At 72.9% G+C, this 22,430-nt stretch carries 22 protein-coding genes; 7 read left to right on the top strand and 15 right to left on the bottom strand.

From position 1 onward, the window contains the following. Positions 1-45 precede the first annotated feature (45 nt). Positions 46-1,203: an outer membrane protein assembly factor BamB family protein gene (locus VM95_RS20100; protein WP_167352940.1), complete on the top strand. Its 1,158-nt coding sequence runs from the start codon at positions 46-48 to the stop codon at positions 1,201-1,203. A gap of 68 nt (positions 1,204-1,271) precedes the next feature. Here the strand turns inward: VM95_RS20100 and fabV are convergent, their stop codons facing one another. From fabV to VM95_RS20085, 3 genes are all read right to left on the bottom strand, one after another. Next, entirely contained in the window at positions 1,272-2,486 is a 1,215-nt protein-coding gene (fabV, locus tag VM95_RS20095; RefSeq protein ID WP_045698786.1) for an enoyl-[acyl-carrier-protein] reductase FabV, read from the bottom strand. 111 nt (positions 2,487-2,597) lie between these two features. Next, a complete protein-coding gene (locus VM95_RS20090; RefSeq protein ID WP_045698784.1) occupies positions 2,598-2,855 on the bottom strand; it encodes a hypothetical protein in 258 nt (85 codons plus the stop codon). Further along, the gene (locus VM95_RS20085) at positions 2,852-3,220 is read right to left on the bottom strand and encodes an ATP-binding protein (RefSeq protein ID WP_052707465.1); all 369 of its coding nucleotides are present in this window, start codon (positions 3,218-3,220) and stop codon (positions 2,852-2,854) included. The genes VM95_RS20090 and VM95_RS20085 overlap by 4 nt, the downstream gene beginning before the upstream one ends. A gap of 155 nt (positions 3,221-3,375) precedes the next feature. Here VM95_RS20085 and VM95_RS20080 point away from each other — a divergent pair, with 155 nt between their 5' ends. The 4 genes from VM95_RS20080 to VM95_RS20070 all read left to right on the top strand — a co-directional run bounded on the left by VM95_RS20080 (position 3,376) and on the right by VM95_RS20070 (position 6,288). Next, positions 3,376-4,236 carry a helix-turn-helix domain-containing protein gene (locus tag VM95_RS20080; RefSeq protein ID WP_341846020.1) on the top strand — a complete coding sequence of 287 codons (861 nt, stop codon included), beginning with the start codon at positions 3,376-3,378 and terminating at the stop codon, positions 4,234-4,236. A gap of 7 nt (positions 4,237-4,243) precedes the next feature. Next, positions 4,244-4,429 (top strand): DUF397 domain-containing protein, encoded by a 186-nt coding sequence (locus VM95_RS40475; RefSeq protein WP_078860217.1) that lies wholly within the window; start codon positions 4,244-4,246, stop codon positions 4,427-4,429. A 233-nt stretch (positions 4,430-4,662) separates the two neighbouring features. After that, the gene (locus VM95_RS20075) at positions 4,663-5,496 is read left to right on the top strand and encodes an NmrA family NAD(P)-binding protein (protein WP_045698780.1); all 834 of its coding nucleotides are present in this window, start codon (positions 4,663-4,665) and stop codon (positions 5,494-5,496) included. 27 nt (positions 5,497-5,523) lie between these two features. Further along, positions 5,524-6,288: a class I SAM-dependent methyltransferase gene (locus VM95_RS20070; protein WP_045698778.1), complete on the top strand. Its 765-nt coding sequence runs from the start codon at positions 5,524-5,526 to the stop codon at positions 6,286-6,288. A gap of 66 nt (positions 6,289-6,354) precedes the next feature. Here VM95_RS20070 and VM95_RS20065 read toward each other — a convergent pair whose 3' ends face one another. After that, entirely contained in the window at positions 6,355-7,359 is a 1,005-nt protein-coding gene (locus VM95_RS20065; protein WP_045698776.1) for an MDR family NADP-dependent oxidoreductase, read from the bottom strand. A 141-nt stretch (positions 7,360-7,500) separates the two neighbouring features. Here VM95_RS20065 and VM95_RS20060 point away from each other — a divergent pair, with 141 nt between their 5' ends. Further along, entirely contained in the window at positions 7,501-8,430 is a 930-nt protein-coding gene (locus VM95_RS20060) for a LysR family transcriptional regulator (protein ID WP_045698774.1), read from the top strand. Between the two features lie 65 nt (positions 8,431-8,495). On the opposite strand, the gene VM95_RS20055 is transcribed toward VM95_RS20060, so the two are convergent. From VM95_RS20055 to VM95_RS20005, 11 genes are all read right to left on the bottom strand, one after another. Continuing rightward, positions 8,496-9,269 (bottom strand): ABC transporter permease, encoded by a 774-nt coding sequence (locus VM95_RS20055; RefSeq protein ID WP_045698772.1) that lies wholly within the window; start codon positions 9,267-9,269, stop codon positions 8,496-8,498. Continuing rightward, a complete protein-coding gene (locus tag VM95_RS20050; protein WP_208615491.1) occupies positions 9,266-10,225 on the bottom strand; it encodes an ATP-binding cassette domain-containing protein in 960 nt (319 codons plus the stop codon). Before VM95_RS20050 ends, VM95_RS20055 begins: the two co-directional genes overlap by 4 nt. Beyond that, on the bottom strand, positions 10,225-11,064 hold the full coding sequence (locus VM95_RS20045; RefSeq protein WP_045698770.1) for a DUF4097 family beta strand repeat-containing protein: 840 nt from the start codon (positions 11,062-11,064) through the stop codon (positions 10,225-10,227). The genes VM95_RS20050 and VM95_RS20045 overlap by 1 nt, the downstream gene beginning before the upstream one ends. Before the next feature lie 102 nt (positions 11,065-11,166). Beyond that, positions 11,167-11,748: a toxin-antitoxin system HicB family antitoxin gene (locus tag VM95_RS20040; protein WP_045698768.1), complete on the bottom strand. Its 582-nt coding sequence runs from the start codon at positions 11,746-11,748 to the stop codon at positions 11,167-11,169. Between the two features lie 161 nt (positions 11,749-11,909). Continuing rightward, on the bottom strand, positions 11,910-12,983 hold the full coding sequence (locus VM95_RS20035) for an adenosine deaminase (RefSeq protein WP_078860228.1): 1,074 nt from the start codon (positions 12,981-12,983) through the stop codon (positions 11,910-11,912). A gap of 86 nt (positions 12,984-13,069) precedes the next feature. Continuing rightward, positions 13,070-14,365 carry a DUF445 domain-containing protein gene (locus tag VM95_RS20030; RefSeq protein ID WP_045698765.1) on the bottom strand — a complete coding sequence of 432 codons (1,296 nt, stop codon included), beginning with the start codon at positions 14,363-14,365 and terminating at the stop codon, positions 13,070-13,072. 198 nt (positions 14,366-14,563) lie between these two features. After that, a complete protein-coding gene (locus VM95_RS20025; protein WP_045698858.1) occupies positions 14,564-15,859 on the bottom strand; it encodes a nucleotide sugar dehydrogenase in 1,296 nt (431 codons plus the stop codon). Positions 15,860-15,921: 62 nt separating this feature from the next. Beyond that, positions 15,922-17,154: a glycosyltransferase family 2 protein gene (locus tag VM95_RS20020; protein ID WP_052706905.1), complete on the bottom strand. Its 1,233-nt coding sequence runs from the start codon at positions 17,152-17,154 to the stop codon at positions 15,922-15,924. Positions 17,155-17,416: 262 nt separating this feature from the next. After that, entirely contained in the window at positions 17,417-18,376 is a 960-nt protein-coding gene (locus tag VM95_RS20015; RefSeq protein ID WP_045698763.1) for an ABC transporter ATP-binding protein, read from the bottom strand. Between the two features lie 24 nt (positions 18,377-18,400). Further along, entirely contained in the window at positions 18,401-19,246 is an 846-nt protein-coding gene (locus VM95_RS20010) for an ABC transporter permease (protein ID WP_244178856.1), read from the bottom strand. Continuing rightward, positions 19,239-20,021 carry an ABC transporter permease gene (locus tag VM95_RS20005; RefSeq protein ID WP_244178855.1) on the bottom strand — a complete coding sequence of 261 codons (783 nt, stop codon included), beginning with the start codon at positions 20,019-20,021 and terminating at the stop codon, positions 19,239-19,241. The genes VM95_RS20010 and VM95_RS20005 overlap by 8 nt, the downstream gene beginning before the upstream one ends. Positions 20,022-20,312: 291 nt before the next feature. Between VM95_RS20005 and VM95_RS20000 the strand changes: the two genes are divergently transcribed. Next, positions 20,313-22,430 (top strand): transglycosylase domain-containing protein (locus tag VM95_RS20000; protein WP_045698759.1); only part of this gene is annotated, 2,118 nt, incomplete at its 3' end.

The following is a 22,430-nucleotide window of genomic DNA, read 5'->3' as shown; positions in this document are numbered from 1 at the left end:
GGGTCCGGGTACGAAGTCAGAGGAGACGTGAACTCCGATTCCGACGTGAACTCCGGTGCAGCGGCGCAGGACCGGCCGGCCCGCCCCCAGATCGACCGCAGGCGGCTGCTGCTGAGCGCCGCGGGCGGCGCGGCCGCGCTCGCCGTCGCGGGCGGGGCCCGGTGGTGGGCGCGCCGGGACGCCGCCCGTGGCCCCCGGCTGTGGAGCACGACGGCCGCGAGCGGGCGGGTCGTCCTGTCCGGCGGCCCGCAGGACGGCCTCTTCGTCTCCGGGTACGACGGCAACCTGCGCGCTCTCGACCCGCGCACCGGCGCCGTCCGCTGGAGCCGGGCGGTCGGCGCGGCCGACCCCATGACCGAGAACTACGGCCGCCCGTCGGCGGTCGGGGACGGTGTGCTGAGCGTGGCCGCCCCGACCGGCCTGCAGACCCTCGACGCGGCGACCGGGGACGTGCGCTGGCAGGTGCCGGTCGCGCGGTGGACCGGTCTCACCTGGGGGCAGGGCCCGGTCATCAGGGGCGGCAGCGTGTTCGCGGCCCACGACGGCGCGCTGAACGCCTACGACGCGGCCACCGGCGAGCGCCGCTGGAGCAGGCCGTTGGGCCCCGAAGGCTACCTGGCCCTGGCCGACGACACCGTGTACGCGGTCGGCCGGGAGTACGGCGCCCGCGCCTTCGACGCGCGCAGCGGCGAGCAGCGCTGGGCCCAGGGCTCCGTCCTCGGCGCCTACAACACTCCCGTCCTCCACCGTGGCGCCCTCCTGCTCACGTACGCCACCGAGGACAGGACCGGCACCTGGGTCTGCTCCCTGGACGCGGCCACCGGCCGGGTGCGCTGGCAGCGCCGGCACGGCGCGACCAACTGCGCGGTGTCGGCCGCGGGCGGAACGGTCTGCTTCCTCAGCGGCGACACTCTGAGCGCGATGGACACGGAAACCGGCGAGCCGCGCTGGACGGCCACCACGACCCTCGGCCTGGGCCGCGGGGAGAGCTCGATGACCGTCGCAGACGGCAGTGCGTACGTCGGGACGAACGACGAACGACTGTTCGCCTTCGACCTCGACACCGGCAAGCAGCAATGGCAGGACGCGCCGGACGACCTGCGCTCCGACACCGAGTACACCCGCGTCTCGCTGGCGGCCGCCGGTACGGCTGTCTACCGCAGCACCCGTACCGGCGTGCACGCCCTCGGCACGCTGTCCTGAGACGCCGCGCTGCGCAGGAAGTCGGCGGGGTCGACTTCCTGCGCAGCGGGGGTGGTCAGCGAGGGTGATCAGCGGGTGGTGTCGGGCCAGGGGATCTCGGTGGCCACCGGGGCGGTGTAGTCGATGCCCGGCACCGAGAAGCCGTACAGGCGCTGGACCTCGGCGCGGAACCAGTCGAGGTCGGCGAGACCGGCGATGGAGTCGGTGGTCGCGGCCTCCCAGCGCTCGGCCACGGCCGCCTGGACGTCGTCGGTGAGCTCCCAGGTGTCGAGGCGGACGCGGCCCTCGTCGTCCAGGACCAGCGGGGTGGCGCCGGTCAACTGGTCCCACAGGGAGGCGAGCTGGTGCACCGGCGGGACCAGGCGGTCGCCGAGGACGGCACGCAGCAGGCCGAGGTACAGGGCGATGCCCGGAATGGCGGTGGAGGACTGGGTGACGGCCGCGCCGTTGACGGAGGTCACCGCCCGGCCGCCCACGGTCTTGTCGAGGCGGTCGTCGAGCGTACGGGCGGTGGCCTCCAGGTGGGCCTTGGCCGCGCCGATGGTGCCCTGGCGGTAGATGGCGGCGGTGAGGGGCGAGCCGATGTAGGAGAGCGCGGCGGTGGCGAAGCCCTCGTTGAGCAGGCCGCGACCGGCCAGGTGGTCGATCCAGCGCTCCCAGTCCGCGCCGCCCATCACGGCCACGGTCTGCTCGACGTCGTCGCCCTCGGCCGGGCCGGTCTCGACCTCGCGCACCTCGGGGGCGCCCTGGTCGTCGAAGACCAGGGTCCGGGTGCGGTTGGCCGCGCCGATCGGCTTGAGGACGGAGGAGTAGGTGACGCCGGTGTCCGGGTCGGTGCGGCGGGGTGCGGCCACCGAGTAGATGAGGTAGTCCAGTCGGCCCCCGAAGCGCTGCTCGATGAGGTCGGCGACCTCGTCCTTCATGGCGTCCGAGAAGGCGTCGCCGTTGAGGAAGACCAGGTCTCGGCCGGCGGCGCGGGCGAGGTCGGCGGTGGCGGCGGTGCGGTACCAGCCGGCCGTACCGGTGCGGCGGGCGGTGGGGGCCTTCTCGAAGGAGACCATGACGCCACGGATGCCCGCGCGCTTGAGGCCGGCGACGGTGGCCGCCAGGCCGTACCCGGCAGAGGAGCCGATGATCAGCGCCACCGGGCCGTCGCCCTCGGGGGTGGTGGCGGGCTCGGGGCAGGCCTGCCACATGTCGGCCACCAGCTGCGAGCAGCCCGCCGGGTGGGAATCGAGGAAGAGGAAACCCCGGTTGCGGGGGGTGAGAACGCGCTCGCTCACGATGGCCGTCCTTGGTCCTTGGTCCTTGCGGTCCTGCCAGTCTGCGACAGGGCGGAGACGGGCTGCGGGCGGGCGGGGACAAGGATCGCGAGCTGATCTTGGAGTGTTCCGCTACTCCCGGGCGCCGTCCCGGGTGCGCTTGTACTCGCGCAGGAGCGCGAGGAGGTTGATGAGGGTGCTGGCCGGGATGTTGCCGAGGTTGACCAGGCGGCGGCCGTGCAGGTTGGCCTCGCCGGGCTCGGCGGACGGCCAGAGGAGGCCGAACTCGCGTCCCTCGGTGCGGAGTTCGACGATGAGCTCGGCGATCTCGCGGCCGGTGAGGTGGAAGAGGGCGGGGTCGGCGGGGTGGATCGGGTGGTGGGCGCTCACGCGGCACCGCCCTGGTGCAGCTCGAACCAGACGGACTTGCCCAGTTCCTGGGGGTCGACGCCCCAGCGGTGGGTGAGTCCGGCGACGAGCTGGAGGCCCCGGCCGGTCTCGGAGAGGAGGGAGGTCGGACGCTGCTCGGGGAGGAGCGGGGAGCGGTCGGAGACCGTGACGCGGAGGGTGTCGGGTCGGAGGAGGATGACGACGGCGGGCGAGGCCGTGTCCCCGTGGCGCCAGGCGTTGACGATGAGTTCGACCATGGCGAGCTCGGCGTCGAAGGCGGCCGAGGGCGGCCACCCCTCGCGGGACATCGCGGAGCGGAGCGTGTCACGGGAGAGGGTGAGGGAAGGGGAGTTGAGGTTGCGCACAGGGTCTCCCAGAGGAAGGAGGGATGCGCCGAGCGGCTACTGGCAGCCGCATCGGTGATGGGTGCGTCACTGACTGTAGGGCAGCGGATAGCAAATTTGCTAGCCGACTACGGAAAGTGTGCCTATCTGTTCGCTGGACTCGTCGCGCCCGAACGATGGATGCTGGGGAGATGCCACCTACTCCAACCGCACGCCGGAAGCGCGTCGGCATCGAGCTGCGAAAGATGCGAGAAGCCGCCGGGCGCACGGCTGGAGACGCTGCCGCTGTTCTCGGGCTGGACCGCAGCAAGATCACGCTGATCGAACAGGGCAGCTACCCGATCAGTGGGGAACGGGTCCTCGCGCTCGCCTCCGAGTACGAGGAGGCCGACGCCGTATACGTCGACGCGGTCGCCGAGATGGCCGCCGACCGCACCAAGGGATGGTGGGAGGAGCACAGGGGGCTGGTCCCTGCCGGAATTCTTGAGATCTCCGAGGTCGAGCACTACTCACGGGCATTGGTGACCTATCAGATCTGCCATGTGCCAGGGCTCATGCAGACCGAGGACACGGCTCGGGCGATCTTCCGCGAGGTCTATCCGCCGCTGCGCCCGCTGAACATCGAGGCGCGAGTTGAGAACCGAATGCGGCGGGCCGAGCTCCTGACACGCAGCGACCCACTTGAATACGAAGCGATTGTCCATGAGGCCGCGCTACGCATGGAGTTCGGAGGGTCGGCAGTCGCCAGGGAGCAACTGAAGCAGCTCCTCGCACTCTCCGAGGCCCCCAACGTGACACTGCGCGTTCTGGAGTTCAAGGCCGGCGGATTCAAGGGCGCCGGGCAGGCTGTGCTCTATGCAAGCGGGCCCGTACCCCGGCTCGATACAGTCCAGCTGGACTCCGTAGGATCGCCAGCGTTCCTGACCGAGATGAACCAGCTGGAGAACTACCGCAGCATTCTCGGGGCGATGCGTGATCGTGCGCTCGATCCGTCTGCCTCTCGTGACGCGATCTCCAGCATCATGAACAGCCTGTGAGGCCCCTGTGGAAGACATCGCATGGCGGAAGCCCAGCGCGTGCGGCGATGGCAATAACTGCCCAGAGGTAGCCATCACCTCAGACAGCGTGTACGTCCGCAGCACCCTTCAGCCTGCTGCCATCGCCCAACTCACTCCTGCCGAGTGGCGCGACCTCGTCTCCGCCATCCGCAACGGGGAGTTCGACCTCTAGCCGCCCCCGATTCGATCTACGCCCGCTGAGCTGCTAATCTTCTTCTCGTTGCGAGGGACACGATCCCTCGCCAGGCGTCAGCGGTGCTACCAGAGCACGTCCTACTTTCAGTAGGAAGAGTCCGTGCAACCCGGGCCTGGCGCTCCATCGGACGGGGTCCGACACCTTCTCGGTGTCGGACCCCGTCCTCGTTCCCGGGCATAGATCGCCACTCCCCCGTGTTGCGGCTCGGCATGGGAGAGATTCTTGTCATCGGGGCGAACGGAAGTGTCGGGCGGCACGTCGTCAGCGAGCTCGCCCAAGGGGGCCACTCCGTAAGGGCGTTGGTCCGCGATCCGGCCCGATCGATCGAGGGCGCCACATCCATAACCGGCGACCTCTCCGACCCCGCCACCATCCGTGCCGCCCTGCCCGGCGTCGACCGCGTCTACCTGATGTGGCCCGGCCTTCCCGGCATCGACCCCCGCCCGATCGTCGAAGCGATCGCCGAGCACGCCACCCGGGTCGTCTACCTCTCCACCGACGTCGCCGACCTCGCCGATGACGAGTCACCCTCGATCTTCCACCAGGAGATCGAGCGCCTGATCCGCCGCTCCTCCCTCTCCTGGACCTTCGTCCGGGCCATCGACTTCGCGGGCAACATGCTCGGCTGGGCCGACCAGATCCGCCAGGGCGTCGTCCGCTGGCCCTACGGACAGGCCCGGCGCTCGCTGATCGACGAGCGGGACATCGCCGCCGTCGCCGTCCGCGCCCTCACCGAGGACGGCCACGCGGGCGCCAAGTACCTGATCACCGGCCCCGAATCGCTCTCCCACGCCGAACTCGCCCGGATCATCGGCGAAGAGGCCGGCATCAACGTCCGCTTCGAGGACCTGCCTCCCGAGGTCGCCCGCGAACACCTCACCGCCGCCTGGGGCAACGCCGCCTTCGTCGAATCCCGCCTCCGCGCCTGGGAGTCCTTCACCCGCGAACCCGAGCGCGTCACCGACACCGTCGACCGCGTCCTCGGCCGCCCGCCCCGAAGCTTCCGCACCTGGGCCCGGGACAACGCGGCGAGCTTCCGGTGACCCAGGCCTACTGCCAGGATGCACACCATGTCTGAACGCGCCCTGAGCTTCGGAGCGATCGCGGCCGCCTACGAGCGCTACCGCCCCGGCTACCCCGCCGCGCTCCACGACCTGGTGGCGTCCTACGCGGGCCGCCCGATCCGGACCGCGCTGGAAATCGGCGCGGGCACCGGCAAGGCGACCCGCCTGTTCGCCGAACACGGCATCGCCGTCACCGCGACCGAACCCGACCCGGCCATGCTCGCCGAACTGCGCCGGCACGCACCCGTGAACGTCCGCGCGGAGCAGGCCACGTTCGAAGAGATCCGACCCGACCACCCGTACGACCTCCTCTACGCAGCCGCCGCCCTGCACTGGACGTCCCCGGACGGCCGGTGGGAGCGGGCCGCCGCCCTGCTGGAGCCGGGCGGCGTCTTCGCCTCCTTCGGCGGGCCCGTCCAACTCGCCGACCCCGCCGCGCAGGAGGCCGTCAGCGCCGCCCGGGCGCCGTTCCTGGCCACCGACGAGATCCCGTCCCCGGACGGCACCCCCTGGGACGCCGCGATGCTGTGGCCCGGCACCGAACTCCAGCGGTCCGACAGCTTCACCGACGTCCAGCAGCACGTGATCGAGCGCCGGTTGACGATGCCCGCCCACGACTACGTCGGCCACCTCTCCACCGTCTCCGCGTACCTGATGCTGCCGCCCGCCGACCGGCAGCAGGTGTTCGAGCGGATCCTGGCGGCCCTGCCGCCGCAGGTCGAGGTGGCCGCCGACGTCACCGCCCACCTCGCCCGCCGCCGCGACGGCTGACGGCCCGTGCGTTCGCCGCACCCCCGTGACGGCGAACGCACGGGCCCACTGCCCGTTCCGGGCGGTTCAGTCGGCCAGGTGGACGATCATCTTCCCGGTGTTGGCGCCGCGCATCACGCCGAGGAACGCGTCCACCACCCGGTCGAAGCCGTCCACGACCGTCTCCTCCGCCACCACCGCGCCCGAGCGCAGGTGGGGGACGAGGAAGTCGTAGAGCTCGGGGCGGGCGTCGAGGTGGTTGCGGACCAGGAAGCCCTCCAGGCGCAGGCTCTTGCCGACCACGTCGTACAGGTTACGCGGCGCGGCCGGCGGGTTCCGGAGGTCGTCGTACTGGGCGACGGCGCCGCACCAGGCGATGCGGCCGTGGTCGCGCAGGGCGCCGATCGCGGCTTCCAGGTGGTCGCCGCCGACGTTGTCGAAGTAGACGTCCAGGCCGTCCGACGCGGCCTCGCGCAGGCGGTCCGCGAGCGGGGCGTCGTGGTAGTCGAAGGCGGCGTCGAAGCCGAGGTGGTCGACGAGCCGGGCGGCCTTGGCGGCCGAGCCCGCGCTGCCGACGATCCGTCCGGCGCCGAGCAGCCGGGCGAGCTGGCCGGCGGCGGTGCCGACGCCGCCGGCGGCCGCCGAGATGAAGATCGACTCGCCGGGCTGGAACCGGGCGATCCTGGTCAGGCCGACCCACGCGGACAGGCCGGTGCCGCCGAGGACGGACAGGTGGTTGCTGAGCGGGACGCCGTCGAAGACGGGCAGCAGGTGGGCGCGCTCGGGGGTGACCACCGCGTGGGTGCGCCAGGCCTGCCGGTGGAAGACCAGCGCGCCGACCGGCAGGGCGTCGGTGCGGGACTCGACCACCCGCCCGAGGGTGCGGCCCTCCAGCGGGGCGTGCAGGTCCCAGCCGCCCTCGTCCATCTCCTCGCGCATGTACGGGTCGACGGACTGGTACAGGTTCTCGACCAGCGCCTCGCCGGACTCCAGCGCGGGGACCCGCTCCTCGACGAAGGCGAACTGCTCGGCGGTCGCCGCGCCGGTGGGACGGGCGACGAGGTGGACGGCGCGGGCGGTGGGGCGGGACATCGGGTGGCTCCGAACTGACGGTGGCTTCTGTCGTTGACGGTGCTCACGCTAGGAACCGGGCCCACCCCTCGGGCAGGGGTACGCGTCGATGGAACAGCCGCTTCCATGAGCGGGATCGATGGAACCCGATAGGGTCGGCGCATGACCGACCTCGCCCCGCACGAGCTGCGCGTCCTGGTCGCGGTCGAGGAGGAGGGCACCTTCACCTCCGCCGCGACCCGCCTGGGCACCACCCAGTCCGCCGTGTCGCACGCCGTGCGCGGCTGCGAGCGCAAGCTCGGCGCGGTGCTGTTCGAGCGCGGACGCCACGGCGCGCGACCCACCGAGGCCGGCGCGCGGGCGGTCGGGTACGCCCGGCGCGTCCTGCGGCTGCTGGCCACGATGGGGGCGGAGGTCCGGGGCGCGGGCGCGGACGGGCCGCTCACCGGCACCCTGCGGATCGTCGCCTTCCGCAGCGTCGCCGCGCACCTGCTGCCGCCCGTCCTCGCCCGGCTCGCCGAGCGCCACCCGGGCCTCGGCACGCGGGTGCGGATCGTCCGGGAGATCGGGCGCGGCACCGCCGGGGAGGTCGCGGACGGCCGGGCCGACCTCGGGCTCGCCACCCTCCCCGCCGAGGGCCCGCCGCCCGTGCCCGGCCTGGTCACGGCCCGGCTGTACGAGGAGGCGTACGCGCTGGCGCACCCGCAGGGCCACCCGGATCCGCGCCGGCTGCCGCTGGTCGACTGGGACGAGAACTGCGGCTCCTACACCCGGCGGTGGTGGCGGGAGCAGGACTGGATCCCGCCCGCGACGGTCGACGTCGAGGACGACGCGGTGGCCGTCTCGATGGTCGCCCAGGGCCTCGGCATGGCCATCATGCCCGCCACCGCCCTCCTCGGCGCCCCGCCCGGCCTCGCGGTCACGCCCCTCGACCCCAACCCGCCCACCCGCCTGGTGGGTTACGTCACCACTCCCGAGCTGGCCCCCACCCCGGCCGTCCGTGCCCTGATCCGCGAGCTGCGCGATCTCCCGCTCCCGGAGGGTCTGGCCCCGGCCCGGACTCAGCCCGCCCGGCCCGGCGCCACTCGATAGGCCACGGCCCGGGCGGCGGATGGGTCCGCCGCCCGGGCCGTGGGCATCCACCGGCCGTACCCCCGTCACCGCCGGTAGAAGACGCTCCGCGACCAGAAGAAGCCGGCCAGCGTCAGCGCGGTGCACCAGCCGAGGGAACTCCACGCGCTGACGGCGCCGATCTCGGTGCCCATCAGCAGGCCGCGCAGGGTCTCGATGATCGGGGTGAAGGGCTGGTACTCGGCGAACCAGCGCAGCACGGTGGGCATCGAGTCCGGCGGGACGATCGCGCTGCCGAGGAACGGCAGGAAGGTCATCGGCAGCGGGGTGTTGCTCGCGCTCTCCGGCGTCTTCGACACCAGCCCGATCCCCGCGGAGATCCAGGTCAGCGCCAGCGTCACGAACAGCAGCAGCCCGGCGGCCGCGAGCCACTCCACCGGGCCGGCGCTGGAGCGGAACCCCATCGCGAAGGCCGCGCCGGTCACCAGCACCAGGGCGATCACCGTCTGGATGACGCTGCCGATCACGTGCCCGGCCAGGAACGCCGACCGGGATATCGACATCGTCCGGAACCGGTTGACGATGCCCTCCGTCATGTCGACGCAGACGGCCACCGCGGTGGCGACCGCCCCCGAGGTCGCCGTCATCAGCACGATGCCCGGCGTCACGTAGTCGATGTAGCTCCCGCCGCCGATGCCCGCGCCGAGGGCGCCCCCGAAGGCGTAGTTGAAGAGCGCCAGCATCATCACCGGCATGACCACCACGGAGAAGGTCATCGCCGGATACCGCTGCGCGCGCCTGAGGTTGCGCCGCAGCAGGGTCAGCGAGTCGCGCGCCGCGTAGTTCATGGTCAAACTCATTGCCCACCCTCCCCGGTGAGTTGCAGGAACACGTCGTCCAGGTCGGCCGTCTCCACGACCAGCGATTCCGCCCGTACCGAGGCGTTGTCGAGCGTGTCCAGCACGGCCTTGACGGTCAGCACCGAGTTGTCGCCCGGTATGTCGAGCCGCAGGGCCTCCGCGTCGACGGTGGCGTAGTCGAACAGCGCGGCGGCCGCGCCGAGTTGGGCGGCGTCGGCGAACTGGAGCCGGATCCGCCCGCCCGGGACGATCCGCTTCAGCTCCTCGGCCGTGCCCTCGGCGACGATCCGCCCGCCGTCCAGGACGGCGATCCGGTCGGCGAGTTCGTCGGCCTCGTCCAGGTACTGGGTGGTGAGGAAGATCGTCACCCCGTGGTCGGCGACCAGGCTCCGGATGATCTCCCACATGGTGCGCCGGCTGCGCGGGTCCAGCCCGGTGGTCGGCTCGTCGAGGAAGATCACCTTCGGGTCCCCGACCAGCGTCATCGCCAGGTCGAGCTTGCGCCGCATGCCGCCGGAGAACGTGGTGGCGGGGGTGCCGGCGACATCGGTGAGGTCGAAGCGCCGCAGCAGCTCCTCCGCCCGCCTCCGCCCCTCCCGACGGGGGAGGTGGTGGAGGTCGGCCATCAGCATCAGGTTCTCCTCGGCGGTGAGGAGGTTGTCCACCGCCGAGAACTGGCCGGTCACCCCGATCGCCTTCCGCACGCCGTCCGCTCCCCGGACGAGGTCGTGGCCGGCCACCTGGGCCGAGCCGCCGTCCCCGGGGATCAGGGTGGAGAGGATCTGCACGGTGGTGGTCTTGCCCGCGCCGTTCGGCCCGAGCAGGGCGAAGACCGTGCCGGCCGGGATCTCCAGGTCGATGCCCCTGAGCACCTGCTTGTCGCCGTAGGACTTGGTGAGTCCGACCGCCGAGATCGCGAGGGCGGTCGAGACCGCCGTCGTCGGGATCGCCGCCATCAGGCCCTCCGGATCACGATGCTGCCGACCTGGGTGCGGCCGTGGACCTCGACGGTCTCCCGGGCGTCGCCGGGGCCCTCGGTGGTGCCGAGGTCGCTGCGGACGGCGCCGAACTTGCTGTGCACGTCGAGGAAGGCCGCGGTGCCCTCGGCGACGCCGACCTCCACGTCCCCGACGCCGGCCTGCAGGAAGACCTTGCCCCGGACCACCTGGCCGACCCGGATGTGGCCGTTCGCCGTCTTGGCGTCCACACCCGCCTCGGCGAGGCCGACGTGGATCCGGCCGTTGGAGGCGTTGGCGGTCAGCTCGCCGTGCACCTCGTCGACCTCGGTGTCGCCGTTGCTGTTCTTGACCGTCAGCGTGCCGGTGACGGTGCCGATCTCGATCCGGCCGGCGCCGGACACCTCGGTGTCCCCGGCGACCGTGCCGAGCCGGATGTCGCCCATGTCGGCCTTGAGCCGCACGCTGGTGGCCCGGTCGACCTGGACCCGGCCCATGGACGTCTTCAGCCGGAGGTCGCCGAGCGGGCCCTCGGTGACGACGTCCGCCATCGGGCTGTCGAGCTCGACCTCGGAGCCGGCCGGCAGCTCGACCTGGAGGTCGATCGAGCCCTTCTTGCTGGAGAACACGGTGCGCTGCTTGGGGCCCTTGACGACGAGCCGGCCGCCGGTGAAGTCGACCTGGGTCAGCTGGGCGGCCTTGACGTCCGCCTCCCGGGAGTCGCTGGTGGGCCGGACCTCGACCACGGCGTCGGCGCGCTTGCCGGCGGTGATCCGGACCGTGCCGATCTCGAAGTCGAAGGTGGCGGAGATCGGTCCGTTGGTCTCGTACGAAGGCATGGCTGTCCCGTCCTCTTGGCTCGTGTGGGTGTTCCCGCTGGTCGGAGCGGGGGTGACGTCGAAGGTGCGAGGGGTCTGGAAGGTGCGGGGGCTACGGAGGTGTCAGTGGACCCAGCCGGTGAAGCTCTGGCCGCCGATGCCGCGCGGGGAGCGGCCGCCGAGGTCGGTGGCCGGGCGCGCGGCCGGCCTGCCGCCGTCCAGCGCGCCGGCCACGGCCCGGACCAGCCAGGCGTTGAGGGAGAGGCCCTCGCGCCCGGCGGCCTCCTCCGCCCTGGCCTTGAGGTGGGCCGGCAGGCGCAGGTTGATCCGGGCGGTGCCCGACTCGTCCGACTCCGGCACCGCCGATGGCGCCACCGGCGGTGCCACCTGCGCCGCGGACGGCACCACGGGGCCGGCCTGCGGCGCCACCGGCGGCACGTCGCCGTGGAAGGCGTCCGAGCCGGGCGGCACCGTCACCACGAACTCGGGGTCGAGTCCGCGCAGGCGCACGTCCACCGAGCCCGGGGCGAGGTCGCGGGTGACTTCGCCCATGGCGGCCGAGAGCGCGTTGAGCAGGGTGAGCCGCGTGGCCGACTCCAGCGGAAGGGTCAGCCGCTCGGCCAGCGCGCGGGCTTCGTCCCCACCGGCGGCGGCGGCCACCGCGAGCTCGTTCCGGAGGTTTTCGACGTACGGCGTGAGGTCCATGGCTCAAGCATGGCACGGCGATGGCACCACGTCCAGCCCATTTGGCGCCACAGTGGCACCATCACTCGAAAGAGTGTGGCACCAACGACGGAGCCGCCCCGCCGACCGAGGTCGACGGGGCGGCTCACCAGCGAAAACGCAGGAGGAACGCGGGAAGGGCGTCAGCGCTGCCAGCCCGCCAGGTAGGTGTCGATCTCGCCGACCAGCCGCTTCTTCCCGGCCTCGTCCAGGAAGGAGGCCTCGACGGCGTTGCGGGCCAGCGCCGCCACCCCGGCCTCGTCCAGCGCCAGCAGCCGGGCCGCCACCGCGTACTCGGTGTTGAGGTCGGTGCCGAACATCGGCGGGTCGTCGCTGTTGACGGTGACGAGCAGCCCGGCGTCGACCATCTGCTTGATCGGGTGGTCCTCGATCCGCTCGACGACCCGGGTGGCGATGTTGGAGGTCGGGCAGACCTCCAACGGGATCCGGTGCTCACCGAGGTAGTCGACCAGCGCCGGGTCCTTGACGGACTGGGTGCCGTGCCCGATCCGCTCGGCGCCCAGTTCGCGGATCGCGTCCCAGACCGTCTGCGGCCCGGTGGCCTCGCCGGCGTGCGGGACGGAGTGCAGGCCGATCGCCCGGGCCCGGTCGAAGTAGGGCTTGAACTGCGGCCGCGGCACGCCGATCTCCGGGCCGCCGAGGCCGAAGCTGACCAGGCCCTCGGGGCCCAGCTCGGTGGCCAGGCGGGCGGTCACCTCGGCCGACTCCAGACCGGCCTCGCCCGGGATGTCGAAGCACCAGCGCAGCACCACGCCGAGGTCCTTCTCGGCGCGCAGCCGGGCGTCCTCGATCGCCTCCATGAAGGCGACCTCCGGGATGCCGCGCCTGACCGAGGAGTACGGGGTGATGGTCAGCTCCGCGTACCGGATGTTCTGGCGGGCCATGTCCTCGGCCACGCCGTAGGTGAGCGCGCGGACGTCCTCGGCGTCGCGGACCAGGTCCACGACGCTCAGGTAGACCTCGATGAAGTGGGCGAAGTCGGTGAAGGTGAAGTACTCGGCGAGCGCCGCCGGGTCGGTCGGCACCTTGGAGCGCCCGGCGTGGCGGGCGGCGAGTTCGGCGACGACGCGCGGCGAGGCCGAGCCGACGTGGTGGACGTGCAGTTCCGCCTTCGGCATCCCGGCGATGAACGCCTCGATGCCCCGGTCGCTCCCGGCGCTCCCGGCGTTCCCTGCGTTCCCGGTGGGGTTTCCGATCCGACTTCCGTCCGGCTGGACCACGGTGGGTTCCCTTCTTCCTTCTTCGTCGTCTCCGCGCGTGCCCGCGCGCCGCCAGCGTACGCTCAGCCGCCGAGCGCCACCGCGACGGTGTGGATCAGCAGCCCGGCCAGCGCGCCGACCACGGTGCCGTTGATCCGGATGAACTGCAGGTCGCGCCCCACGTTGGCCTCGATCTTGCGGGAGGCGTCGTCGGCGTCCCAGCTTGCGACCGTCTCGGAGATCAGCGAGGTGATCTCGGCGCGGTAGGTGTCGACCAGGTACTGGGCGGCGTCCTGCAGCCAGCCGTCCGCCTTGGCCTGCAGCTTGGCGTCGGTGGCCAGGCGCTCGCCGAAGCGGCGCACGCCCTCGCGGATGCGCCGGCGCAGTTCGCTGTCCTCGTCCTCGGCGGCGCCCATCACCAGGGTCCGCACGGCCGCCCAGGTGGAGTTGATCAGGTCCTGCACCTCGGGGCGGGCCAGCAGGTCGCCCTTGGCCCGCTCGACCCGGGCGATGGTCTCCGGGTCGGTCTGCAGCTCGGTGGCGAAGTCGGCGAGGAAGTTGTCGACCGCGCCGCGGGCCGGGTGGTCCGGGTCGTCCCGGATGTCGGTGACGAAGCGCAGCAGTTCCTTGTAGACCCGCTCGCCGACCTGGTGGTCGAGGAACTTCGGCGTCCAGCCGGGGGTCTTCTGGGTGACCTTGCGGACCACGTCCTCGTGGTTGGCGGTCAGCCAGTCGTGCGCCCGCACGGCGACCAGGTCGACCACCCCGTGGTGCCCGCCGTCCGCGACCACCTTGCCCAGCATCCGGCCCATCGGCTCGGCCACCGAGGTGGCGGCCGCCCGCCGGGTGACGGCCTCGGCGACGACCGCCCGCACGTCGTCGTCGCGCAGCACCGCGAGCACGCCGCGCAGCGCGGCGGAGGCCTCCTTGGTGACGCGCTCGGCGCTGCCCGGCGCGGCCAGCCAGTCGCCCAGCCGGCGGGCGATGCCGAGCGAGGCGAGGCGGGTGCGCACCACGTGGCCGGCCAGGAAGTTCTCGCCGACGAAGTCGCCGAGTGAGCGCCCGAAGGCGTCCTTCTTGGTCGGGATGATCGCGGTGTGCGGGATCGGCAGGCCGAACGGGCGGCGGAACAGGGCCGTCACGGCGAACCAGTCGGCCAGCGCGCCGACCATGCCGGCCTCGGCGGCGGCGGCCACGTACCCGGCCCAGGAGCCGGCGCCGGCCGCCTTGGCCCAGGTGGAGAGGGCGAAGACCAGGGTGGCGAAGGCCAGCAGGCCGGTCGCGATGGTCTTCATCCGGCGGACACCGCGCCGCTTCAGCTCGTCGGCGGCGGTGAACCGGACCCCGGGGCCGGTTCTGCTGAAGGCTTCGTCAGTCACTCCGCCAGTCTGCCCGCTGCCCGGCGCGAACGGAGGCGCGGACGGCGATCACGCGCCGCCCCGCCCCGAGCCGAAGGGCGCGCCGGTGCCGAAAGCGAGGAGCGACAAGCGACCGACGAAGGAGGGAGTGCCGGAGCGACGAGTGTCGGCGCCGGGCCAGAGCGCCCGGAGGCGAGCGGGCGAGCAGCAGCCCTCTCCTCACGCCCCGCCAAGCACGATCCGCCGCACCCCCGGCCCCGCCCAGCGCGCCGGGTCGGTGCAGCGCCGCCCGTCCAGCAGCACCCGCACCCCCGGCAGGTCGGCCGGCGCCAGCTCCCGGTACTCCGGGTGGTCCGCCTGCAGCACCGCCGCCACCACCGGCTCCCCGCCGTACGGGGGCAGCCCGAGCGCCGCCAACTCCTCCGCCCGGTACAGCGGATCGGCGACGTACGGCCGCGCGCCCGCCGCCCGCAGCGCCGCGACCAGCGGGAACACCCCCGAGTACGCGGTCTCCTTCACCCCGCCCCGGTAGGCGGCGCCGAGCACCAGCACCCCCTGCCCGGCCAGGCCGCCGGGCACCGCCCCGGCCAGCACCCCGGCCGCGTACCCGGGCATCTCCAGGTTGGCCTCGCGGGCGGCGCGGACCACCGTCGCCGCCGGGTCGTTCCACAGGTACAGCCGCGGGTACACCGGGATGCAGTGCCCGCCGACCGCGATGCCGGGCCGGTGCAGGTGGCTGTACGGCTGCGAGTTGCAGGCGTCGGCGATCTCGGCGAAGTCCACCCCGACCCGGTCCGCGTACCGGGCGAACTGGTTGGCCAGCGCGATGTTGACGTCCCGGTAGGTGGTCTCGGCGAGCTTGCTGAACTCGGCGGCCTCGGCCGAGGCCAGCTCCCACACGCCGTTGGGCCGGGCCAGGTCGGGGCGCGGGTCGAAGTCCAGCACCGCCCGGTAGAACGCGGCGCCGCGCCGGGTGGAGCGCTCGTCGAGGCCGCCGACCAGCTTGGGGTAGCGGCGCAGGTCGGCGAAGACCCGGCCGGTGCGGACCCGCTCCGGGCTGAACACCAGCGCGAAGTCCCGCCCGGCGGCCAGCCCGGAGCCGGCCGACAGCCGGGGCGCCCAGCGCTCCCGGGTGGTGCCGACCGGCAGGGTGGTCTCGTAGCTGACCAGGGTGCCCCGGCGCAGCCCGGCCGCGACCGCGTCGGTGGCCGCGTCGAGCAGGGCGAAGTCCGGGGTGCCGTCCGCGCCGGTGACCAGCGGGACGACCAGCACGACGGCCTCCGAGGCGGCCACCGCGGCGGCGGTGTCGGCGGTGGCGCGCAGCCGCCCCTCGGCGACCACCCGCTTCAGCGCCTCGTCCAGGCCCTCCTCCCGGGGGAACGGCGGCACGCCCAGGTTGACGCTGCGGACGACCTCGGGCGCGATGTCCGCCCCCGTCACCCGGTGGCCCTTGAGCGCGAACTGCACCGCCAGCGGCAGGCCCAGCTTGCCGAGGCCCACCACGCAGACGTCCAGGCCCACGTCCTTGCCCGCGTCCGTGCCCACGTCCGGGCTCCCGTCCGGGTTTCCGTCCGGCCTCATCCCCGGCCCCCGTTCACCGAGTCGGCCAGCCGCCGCCACACGGGGTGGCGGCGCAGCCCGCGCCGCAGCTGCTCGGGGACGAGGCCGCGCCACAGCTGCTGGGCGAGGTTGAGCGGCACGGCGGCCACGGCGGGCGGCTCCTCGCGCAGCAGGAACAGCTCGTCCGGCAGGCCGAGCCGGGCGTCCCGGAACGCCGGGTAGCCCGCGTAGTGCCGCCGCCCGTCGCGGACGGCCGGCGGCTCGCCGTGCGCGGCCTCGTAGCGGATCTGGTCGCGCAGCGCCTCCGGCCGTCCGGCGGCGGCGAGTTCGAGCCGCAGCCGGACGGCGACGGGCAGCCGGTCGTAGACCTCGCGGGCGCCGAAGCGCTCGACCAGCCGGGCCACCTCGGCGCACACCCGGCCCTGCTCCGCGCCGTCCAGCAGCAGGAAGCCGTCGGCCAGCAGCCGGGGCACGTCCCAGGCGAAGCTACGGGCCCGGATGGCGTCCAGCTCCCCGCCCGGCTCGGCGATTCCGGCGGCGACCTGCTGGAGCGCGGCGATCCCGCGCAGCCGGTCCAGCACCCCGGCGCGCTCGGTGACGTTGCCCCGGTCCTCGCGCAGGACGAGGTGGTAGCAGTCGTAGGAGGCGAGGACGGAGACCTTGCGGGCGCGCAGGCAGGCTTCGAGGGTGAACGGCTGGTCGGAGAAGACCTTGAGCGTCTCGTCGCGGCGCAGCCCGTGGCGGCGGATCAGGTCGAGCCGGAAGAGCTTGGTGTCGGCCAGGGCCCAGGCCAGGGCGGAGTCGGTGAAGCGGACGGACTCGGCGTCGGCGTGGAAGATGCCCTGCGGCACCAGTCGGCCGTTCACGCCGACCTGCTTGGGCACCACGACGTCCGAGCCCCAGGCGTCGGCGGCGGCCACCAGGCGTTCGAGGGCCTCCTCGCCGAGCCAGTCGTCCGCGCCCAGGAAGAGCACGTAGCGGCCGCGGGCCAGGTCCAGGGCGCGGTTGGTGGGGGCCGCCGGGCCGCCGGAGTTGGCCTGGTGCACCACCCGGAACAGCCCGGGGTGGCGGGCGGCGTACTCGTCCAGCAGCTCCCCGCCGCCGTCCGTGGAGCCGTCGTCGACGGCCACCACCTCCATCCGGCCCGGCTGCTGCGCCAGGGACTGCCCGACCAGCGAGTCCAGGCAGGCGGTGAGGTAGGGCAGGGTGTTGTAGACCGCGACCACCACGGTCACGTCGGGTACGGTCATCGGGCGGCGGGCCTCCGGTCCTGGTGCGGCGTGTGACGCATGGTCAACTCGACACGCTCGTGGAGGGTCACGTCCGTCACCCGTATCGGTGACGGTCTTCGGCGACAGGGGGAACGACGTGTACGTGCACCGCGACCACCGCTCGGGGCCTGTCGAGTGTTACGTCGACGGCGCCGCCTCCCGCGTCCTGGCGGGCGGCGCCGCGCTGCTGCTGCTCCTCACCGACTGACGGGCTTCCCCGGCTCAGCAGCAGCGCATCCGCTCAGCCGATGGCGACCTCCGCGTACATCCGCGCGATCACGTCCTCGATGGCCGGCTCGCGCACGGACAGGTCCACCAGCGGGTACCGCGCGGCCACCGCCGCGACGATCGGCGCCGCGCTCTCCTGCGCCGGGAAGGCCAGCCACTGGCGAGGCCCGTCGACCTTCGCCACCCGGGCGCCGGGCACCTCGATCGGGGGCCGGGCCTCGGCGAGGTCGACCACGAGGGTGCGTTCGCTGCGCCCGGCGGCGTGCAGCCCGTCCAGGCCGCCGTCGTGGACCACCCGGCCGTGGTCGATCACCATCACCCGACCGCAGAGCTGTTCGATGTCGGTCAGGTCGTGGGTGGTGAGCAGCACGGTGGTGCCCTGCTCGCGGTTGACCTCGCGCAGGAACTCCCGCACCCGGCCCTTGCTGACCACGTCGAGGCTGATGGTCGGCTCGTCCAGGTAGAGCACCTGCGGGTCGTGCAGCAGCGCCGCGGCGAGGTCGCCGCGCATCCGCTGGCCGAGCGAGAGCTGGCGCACCGGGGTGTCCAGCAGGCCGCCGAGGTCGAGCAGGCCGATGCAGCGGTCGAGGTTGGCGCGGTAGCGCTGGTCGGGGATGCGGTAGATCCGGCGGGCGAGTTCGAAGGAGTCGCGCAGCGGCAGGTCCCACCACAGGGTGGTGCGCTGCCCGAAGACGACGCCGATCCGGCGGGCCAGCGCGACGCGTTCGCGGGCCGGGTCGACGCCGGCGACGCGCAGCCGGCCGCTGCTGGGGACGAGGATGCCGGTGAGCATCTTGATGGTGGTGGACTTGCCGGCGCCGTTGGGGCCGATGTAGCCGACGCACTCGCCGGCCTCGACGGTGAAGCTGAGCCCGTCCACGGCGCGCACCTCGCGCTTGGTCCGGCTGAACCGGCCGGTCCGGGTGCGCACGGTGAAGCTGCGGCGGACGTCCTGGAGTTCGATCAGTGCCACGGTTCTTCCTTACGGGAGGAGGGTTCAGCTGCCGGTGCCGCGGTAGGCGCGCAGCCCGGCCCGCCAGGCGAGCCCGGCGGCGGTGACGCAGAGCGCGGCGGCGACCGGCGAGGCGTACTGGAAGGCGGTGGGCAGGCCGAGCGGGTCGGGCCGGTCGAGGATGCGCAGGCTGGGCAGCCAGTTGACGAAGGCCAGTGGGATGCCGAAGACGACGCCGGCGACGAGTTCCTTGGCGAAGACGGTCGGCGGGTACTGCAGCAGGGTGGCGCCGCCGTAGGTGAAGGAGTTCTGGATCTCCTTGGACTCGCCCCACCAGAACTGCACGGTGGCGCCGCCGACGAAGACCGCGCCGAAGATGGCGGTGCCGCAGACCAGCAGGACGGGCACCAGCAGCACCCGGTCCCAGGTCCAGTGCACGTCGAGGGCCGTCAGCGCCCAGACGAGCACGATCGCGGCCTGGAGCGGGCGGCCGAGGCGGCGCAGCGAGAAGCGTTCGGCGCACAGCTGGGAGAGCGCGGGCGCGGGCCGCACGAGCATGCTGTCCAGGGTGCCGGCGACGATCCGCTGGCCGAGCGCGTCGGCCGAGCCGACCAGCAGGTTGGCGACGCCGAGGGAGAGGGCGGAGGTGCCGTAGAGGAAGGCGATCTCCGGCAGGCTCCAGCCGCCGAGGGTGTCGGTGTGCAGGAACATGATCACCAGCACGGCGAAGTCGAGCGCGTGGATCGCGATGCCGGAGAACACGCCCAGCACGTAGGAGGCCCGGTAGGCCGCCATCGAGCGCATCCACATCCGGGCGCAGAGCCACCAGGAGCGGACGGCCCAGGCCGTACGGGCGGCGAGGCCGTCCGCGACGATCAGCCGCTCAGCCACCCTGCACCACCACCTTGCGGGTGGCGAGCCACTGCGCGCCCCGGCCGGCGGCCAGCAGGGCGGCGGCCCAGCCGAGTTGGAAACCGAGCGCGCCGGCCAGCGTGGCGCCGGAGGACCGTTCGAGGAAGACGTCGGTGGGCACCTTGACGAGCGAGGCCCAGGGCAGCGCCTCGCCGAGCGTGCCGAGCCAGCCGGGGAAGAGGGCGATCGGCAGCAGCATCCCGGAGAAGAACATCGAGACCACCACCATCACCGAGCGGATCCCGTCCGAGTCGTGCAGCCAGAAGCCGGTGATCGAGACCAGGAACCGGATGCCGAAGCTGACCAGCACCGCGAGCAGCACCGAGAGCAGGAAGAACACCCAGGTCAGTGGCTGTTCGGGCATCCGGGTGCGGAACACCAGGGCGCCGAACAGCAGCGGCACGGTGCCGCGGACGAGCACCTGGAAGCCGGCCCGGCCGAGGTCGGTGGCCAGCCACCAGCCCTGGAAGTCGACCGGGCGGTAGAGGTCGACGGCGATGTCGCCGCTGCGGAAGCGGTCCTGCACCTCGTCCTGGAAGCCGCCGCCCCAGACGGCGACGGTGACCAGCAGGCCCTGGCTGACCCAGATGTAGGTGACGGCCTGGCTCTGGTCGTAGCCGCCGAGGTGCGGGCGGGCCTGCCAGAGGGCGAGGAAGGAGGAGGCCAGGATGACGCCGAAGACGGTGTTGGTGAAGGTGCCGGCCAGGGTGGCGGCCCGATAGGTGGAGTAGCGGCGGAAGGCGCCGCGAGCCACGGCGGCGTAGAGTATATTGTCTCCTTATCGACAAATGTGGGCGCAGAGAGGTACGCCTCGACGGGCGGACGCCCGACCGGTGCCGACGGCGTCCGCGCACGCCCCAACGGCTCCGACCGGCCGACCCCGGGGGTACCGGGCCGAACGGGCGGAGCTGCCGAAACGGGTTCGCTATGCGGTTTGCATCTTTCACCGTACCGCCGGGCTCCCGGGCCCGCACCCGGTTTTCCCGGAGCCGCGCACCCACCCCGCCCGACACTGATCGCACGTCAAATAGCACATAATCGCGGCATGAGCATCGCGACCCGACGCCAGGCCAAACGAGCCGCCCGCCGCGCGGCCCGCCGCGCCCTCCCCCGCTGGCGCCGGCTGCTCCCCACCTGGCGGATCACCCTCGGCACCCTCACCGGCCTGCTGCTGCTCGCGGTCGGCGCCTTCGCCGTGCTCTACGTGATCGTCCCGGTGCCCGACCCCAACGCCCACGCCGTCGCGCAGAACAACATCTACCTCTACGCCGACGGCACCACCGAGATCGCCCGCACCGGCGCCGTCAACCGCACCGACGTCACCATCGACCAGATCCCGCTGCAGACCCAGCAGGCCGTCGTCTCCGCCGAGGACCGCACCTTCTACCAGAACCGCGGCATCGACCTGAAGGGCATGCTCCGCGCCGGCTGGAACAGCCTCACCGGCAAGGGCATGCAGGGCGGCTCCACCATCACCCAGCAGTACGTCAAGAACTACTACCTGACCCAGGACCGCACCGTCGAACGCAAGGGCCGCGAACTCCTCATCGCCCTCAAGGTCGACCAGCAGCGCAGCAAGAACGAGATCCTCGCCGGCTACCTCAACAGCAGCTACTACGGCCGCGGCGCCTACGGCATCCAGAGCGCCGCCCGCGCCTACTACGGCGTCGACGCCTCCCAGCTCACCCTCGGCCAGGGCGCCTACCTCGCCTCCCTGCTCCAGGCCCCCAGCATCTACGACGTCAAGACCGCCACCCCCGCCAACCGCGAGAAGGCCGTCGCCCGCTGGAACTACACCCTCGACGGCATGGTCCAGATGGGCTTCCTCACCGCCGCCGACCGCGCCGCCACCACCTTCCCCGAACCGCTCGACCCCCACCCCGCCACCGGCCTCTCCGGCCAGGCCGGGTACCTCGTCGGCGTCGCCGACGACTACCTCGTCTCCACCGGCACCATCGACGCCGCCACCCTCAAGGCCGGCGGCTGGCGCATCACCACCACCTTCGACAAGCCCAAGCAGGACGCCTTCGTCAAAGCCGTCCAGGACGAACTCACCGACGAACTCGACCCCCAGAAGCGCCCCGACACCGACACCGACGTCCGCGTCGCCGGCGCCTCCGTCGAACCCGCCACCGGCCGCGTCGTCGCCGTCTACGGCGGCCCCGACTACGCCAAGCAGCCCTTCAACGACGCCCTGCGCCAGGACAACCAGATCGGCTCCACCTTCAAGCCCATCGACCTCGCCGCCGGCCTGGTCGCCCAGCACACCCTCGACGGCCGCCCCATCACCACCGAGAGCCGCTACGACGGCAGCAGCGAACGCGCCGTCACCGGCGGCCCCACCCCGTACGCCCCGCCCAACGAGGACGGCGTCGACTACGGCAGCATCACCCTGCGCTACGCCATGGTGAAGTCCGTCAACTCCGTCTACGCCCAGGAAGGCGTCGACGCCGGCCTCGCCCGGGTCCGCGACACCGCCGTCAAACTCGGCATCCCCGACAGCGTCCGCGGCATGGACCCCGCCAACACCTCCATGACCCTCGGCACCGCCACCCCCAGCGCCCTCGACCTCGCCGGCGCCTACGCCACCCTCGCCAACCACGGCCAGGCACACACCCCGTGGTCCGTCCTCAAGCTCGAACGCGTCAACCCCGGCGGCGCCGTCGACGTCCCCAAGATGCCCGAGCACAAGGCCACCGACGCCGTCGGCCGCAACGTCGCCGACAACGTCACCGACGTCCTGCGCGACGTCGTCAGCCCCCGCGGCACCGGCGCCGCCGCCCTCGACCTCGGCCGCCCCGCCGCCGGCAAGACCGGCACCACCGACTCCAACCTCTCCGCCTGGTTCGCCGGCTACACCCCCGAACTCACCACCACCGTGGGCCTGTTCCGCGAGAACCCGAAGACCCACGCCAAGGAACCGCTCGCCGGCACCGCCGGCCTCACCCGGATCAACGGCGGCGCCTTCCCCACCAAGATCTGGACCGCCTACATGGCCGCCGCCCTCGACGGCACCCCCACCCAGCAGTTCGACCTGCAGAACGGCCGCGGCAACCAGGACACCGGCAACTGGCCCACCGCCACCGGCACCAGCAGCCCCAGCGCCACCCCCAGCGCCGCCCCCACCAGCGCCGAGCCGGCCCCCACCCACGCCCCCGAGCAC

The sequence above is a fragment of the Streptomyces rubellomurinus genome, assembly GCF_000961885.1.
GTDB lineage: Bacteria > Actinomycetota > Actinomycetes > Streptomycetales > Streptomycetaceae > Kitasatospora > Kitasatospora rubellomurina.
This window is presented reverse-complemented; position numbering and strand designations above follow the sequence as displayed.

Bases quoted from the DNA above. Each gene is read 5' to 3' on its own strand.
- VM95_RS20080 (WP_341846020.1), top strand. From the start codon at position 3,376: ATGGATGCTGGGGAGATGCCACCTACTCCAACCGCACGCCGGAAGCGC.
- VM95_RS20075 (WP_045698780.1), top strand. From the start codon at position 4,663: ATGGGAGAGATTCTTGTCATCGGGGCGAACGGAAGTGTCGGGCGGCAC.
- VM95_RS20070 (WP_045698778.1), top strand. From the start codon at position 5,524: ATGTCTGAACGCGCCCTGAGCTTCGGAGCGATCGCGGCCGCCTACGAG.
- VM95_RS20065 (WP_045698776.1), bottom strand. From the start codon at position 7,359: ATGTCCCGCCCCACCGCCCGCGCCGTCCACCTCGTCGCCCGTCCCACC.
- VM95_RS20060 (WP_045698774.1), top strand. From the start codon at position 7,501: ATGACCGACCTCGCCCCGCACGAGCTGCGCGTCCTGGTCGCGGTCGAG.
- VM95_RS20055 (WP_045698772.1), bottom strand. From the start codon at position 9,269: ATGAGTTTGACCATGAACTACGCGGCGCGCGACTCGCTGACCCTGCTG.
- VM95_RS20050 (WP_208615491.1), bottom strand. From the start codon at position 10,225: ATGGCGGCGATCCCGACGACGGCGGTCTCGACCGCCCTCGCGATCTCG.
- VM95_RS20045 (WP_045698770.1), bottom strand. From the start codon at position 11,064: ATGCCTTCGTACGAGACCAACGGACCGATCTCCGCCACCTTCGACTTC.
- VM95_RS20040 (WP_045698768.1), bottom strand. From the start codon at position 11,748: ATGGACCTCACGCCGTACGTCGAAAACCTCCGGAACGAGCTCGCGGTG.
- VM95_RS20020 (WP_052706905.1), bottom strand. From the start codon at position 17,154: ATGACCGTACCCGACGTGACCGTGGTGGTCGCGGTCTACAACACCCTG.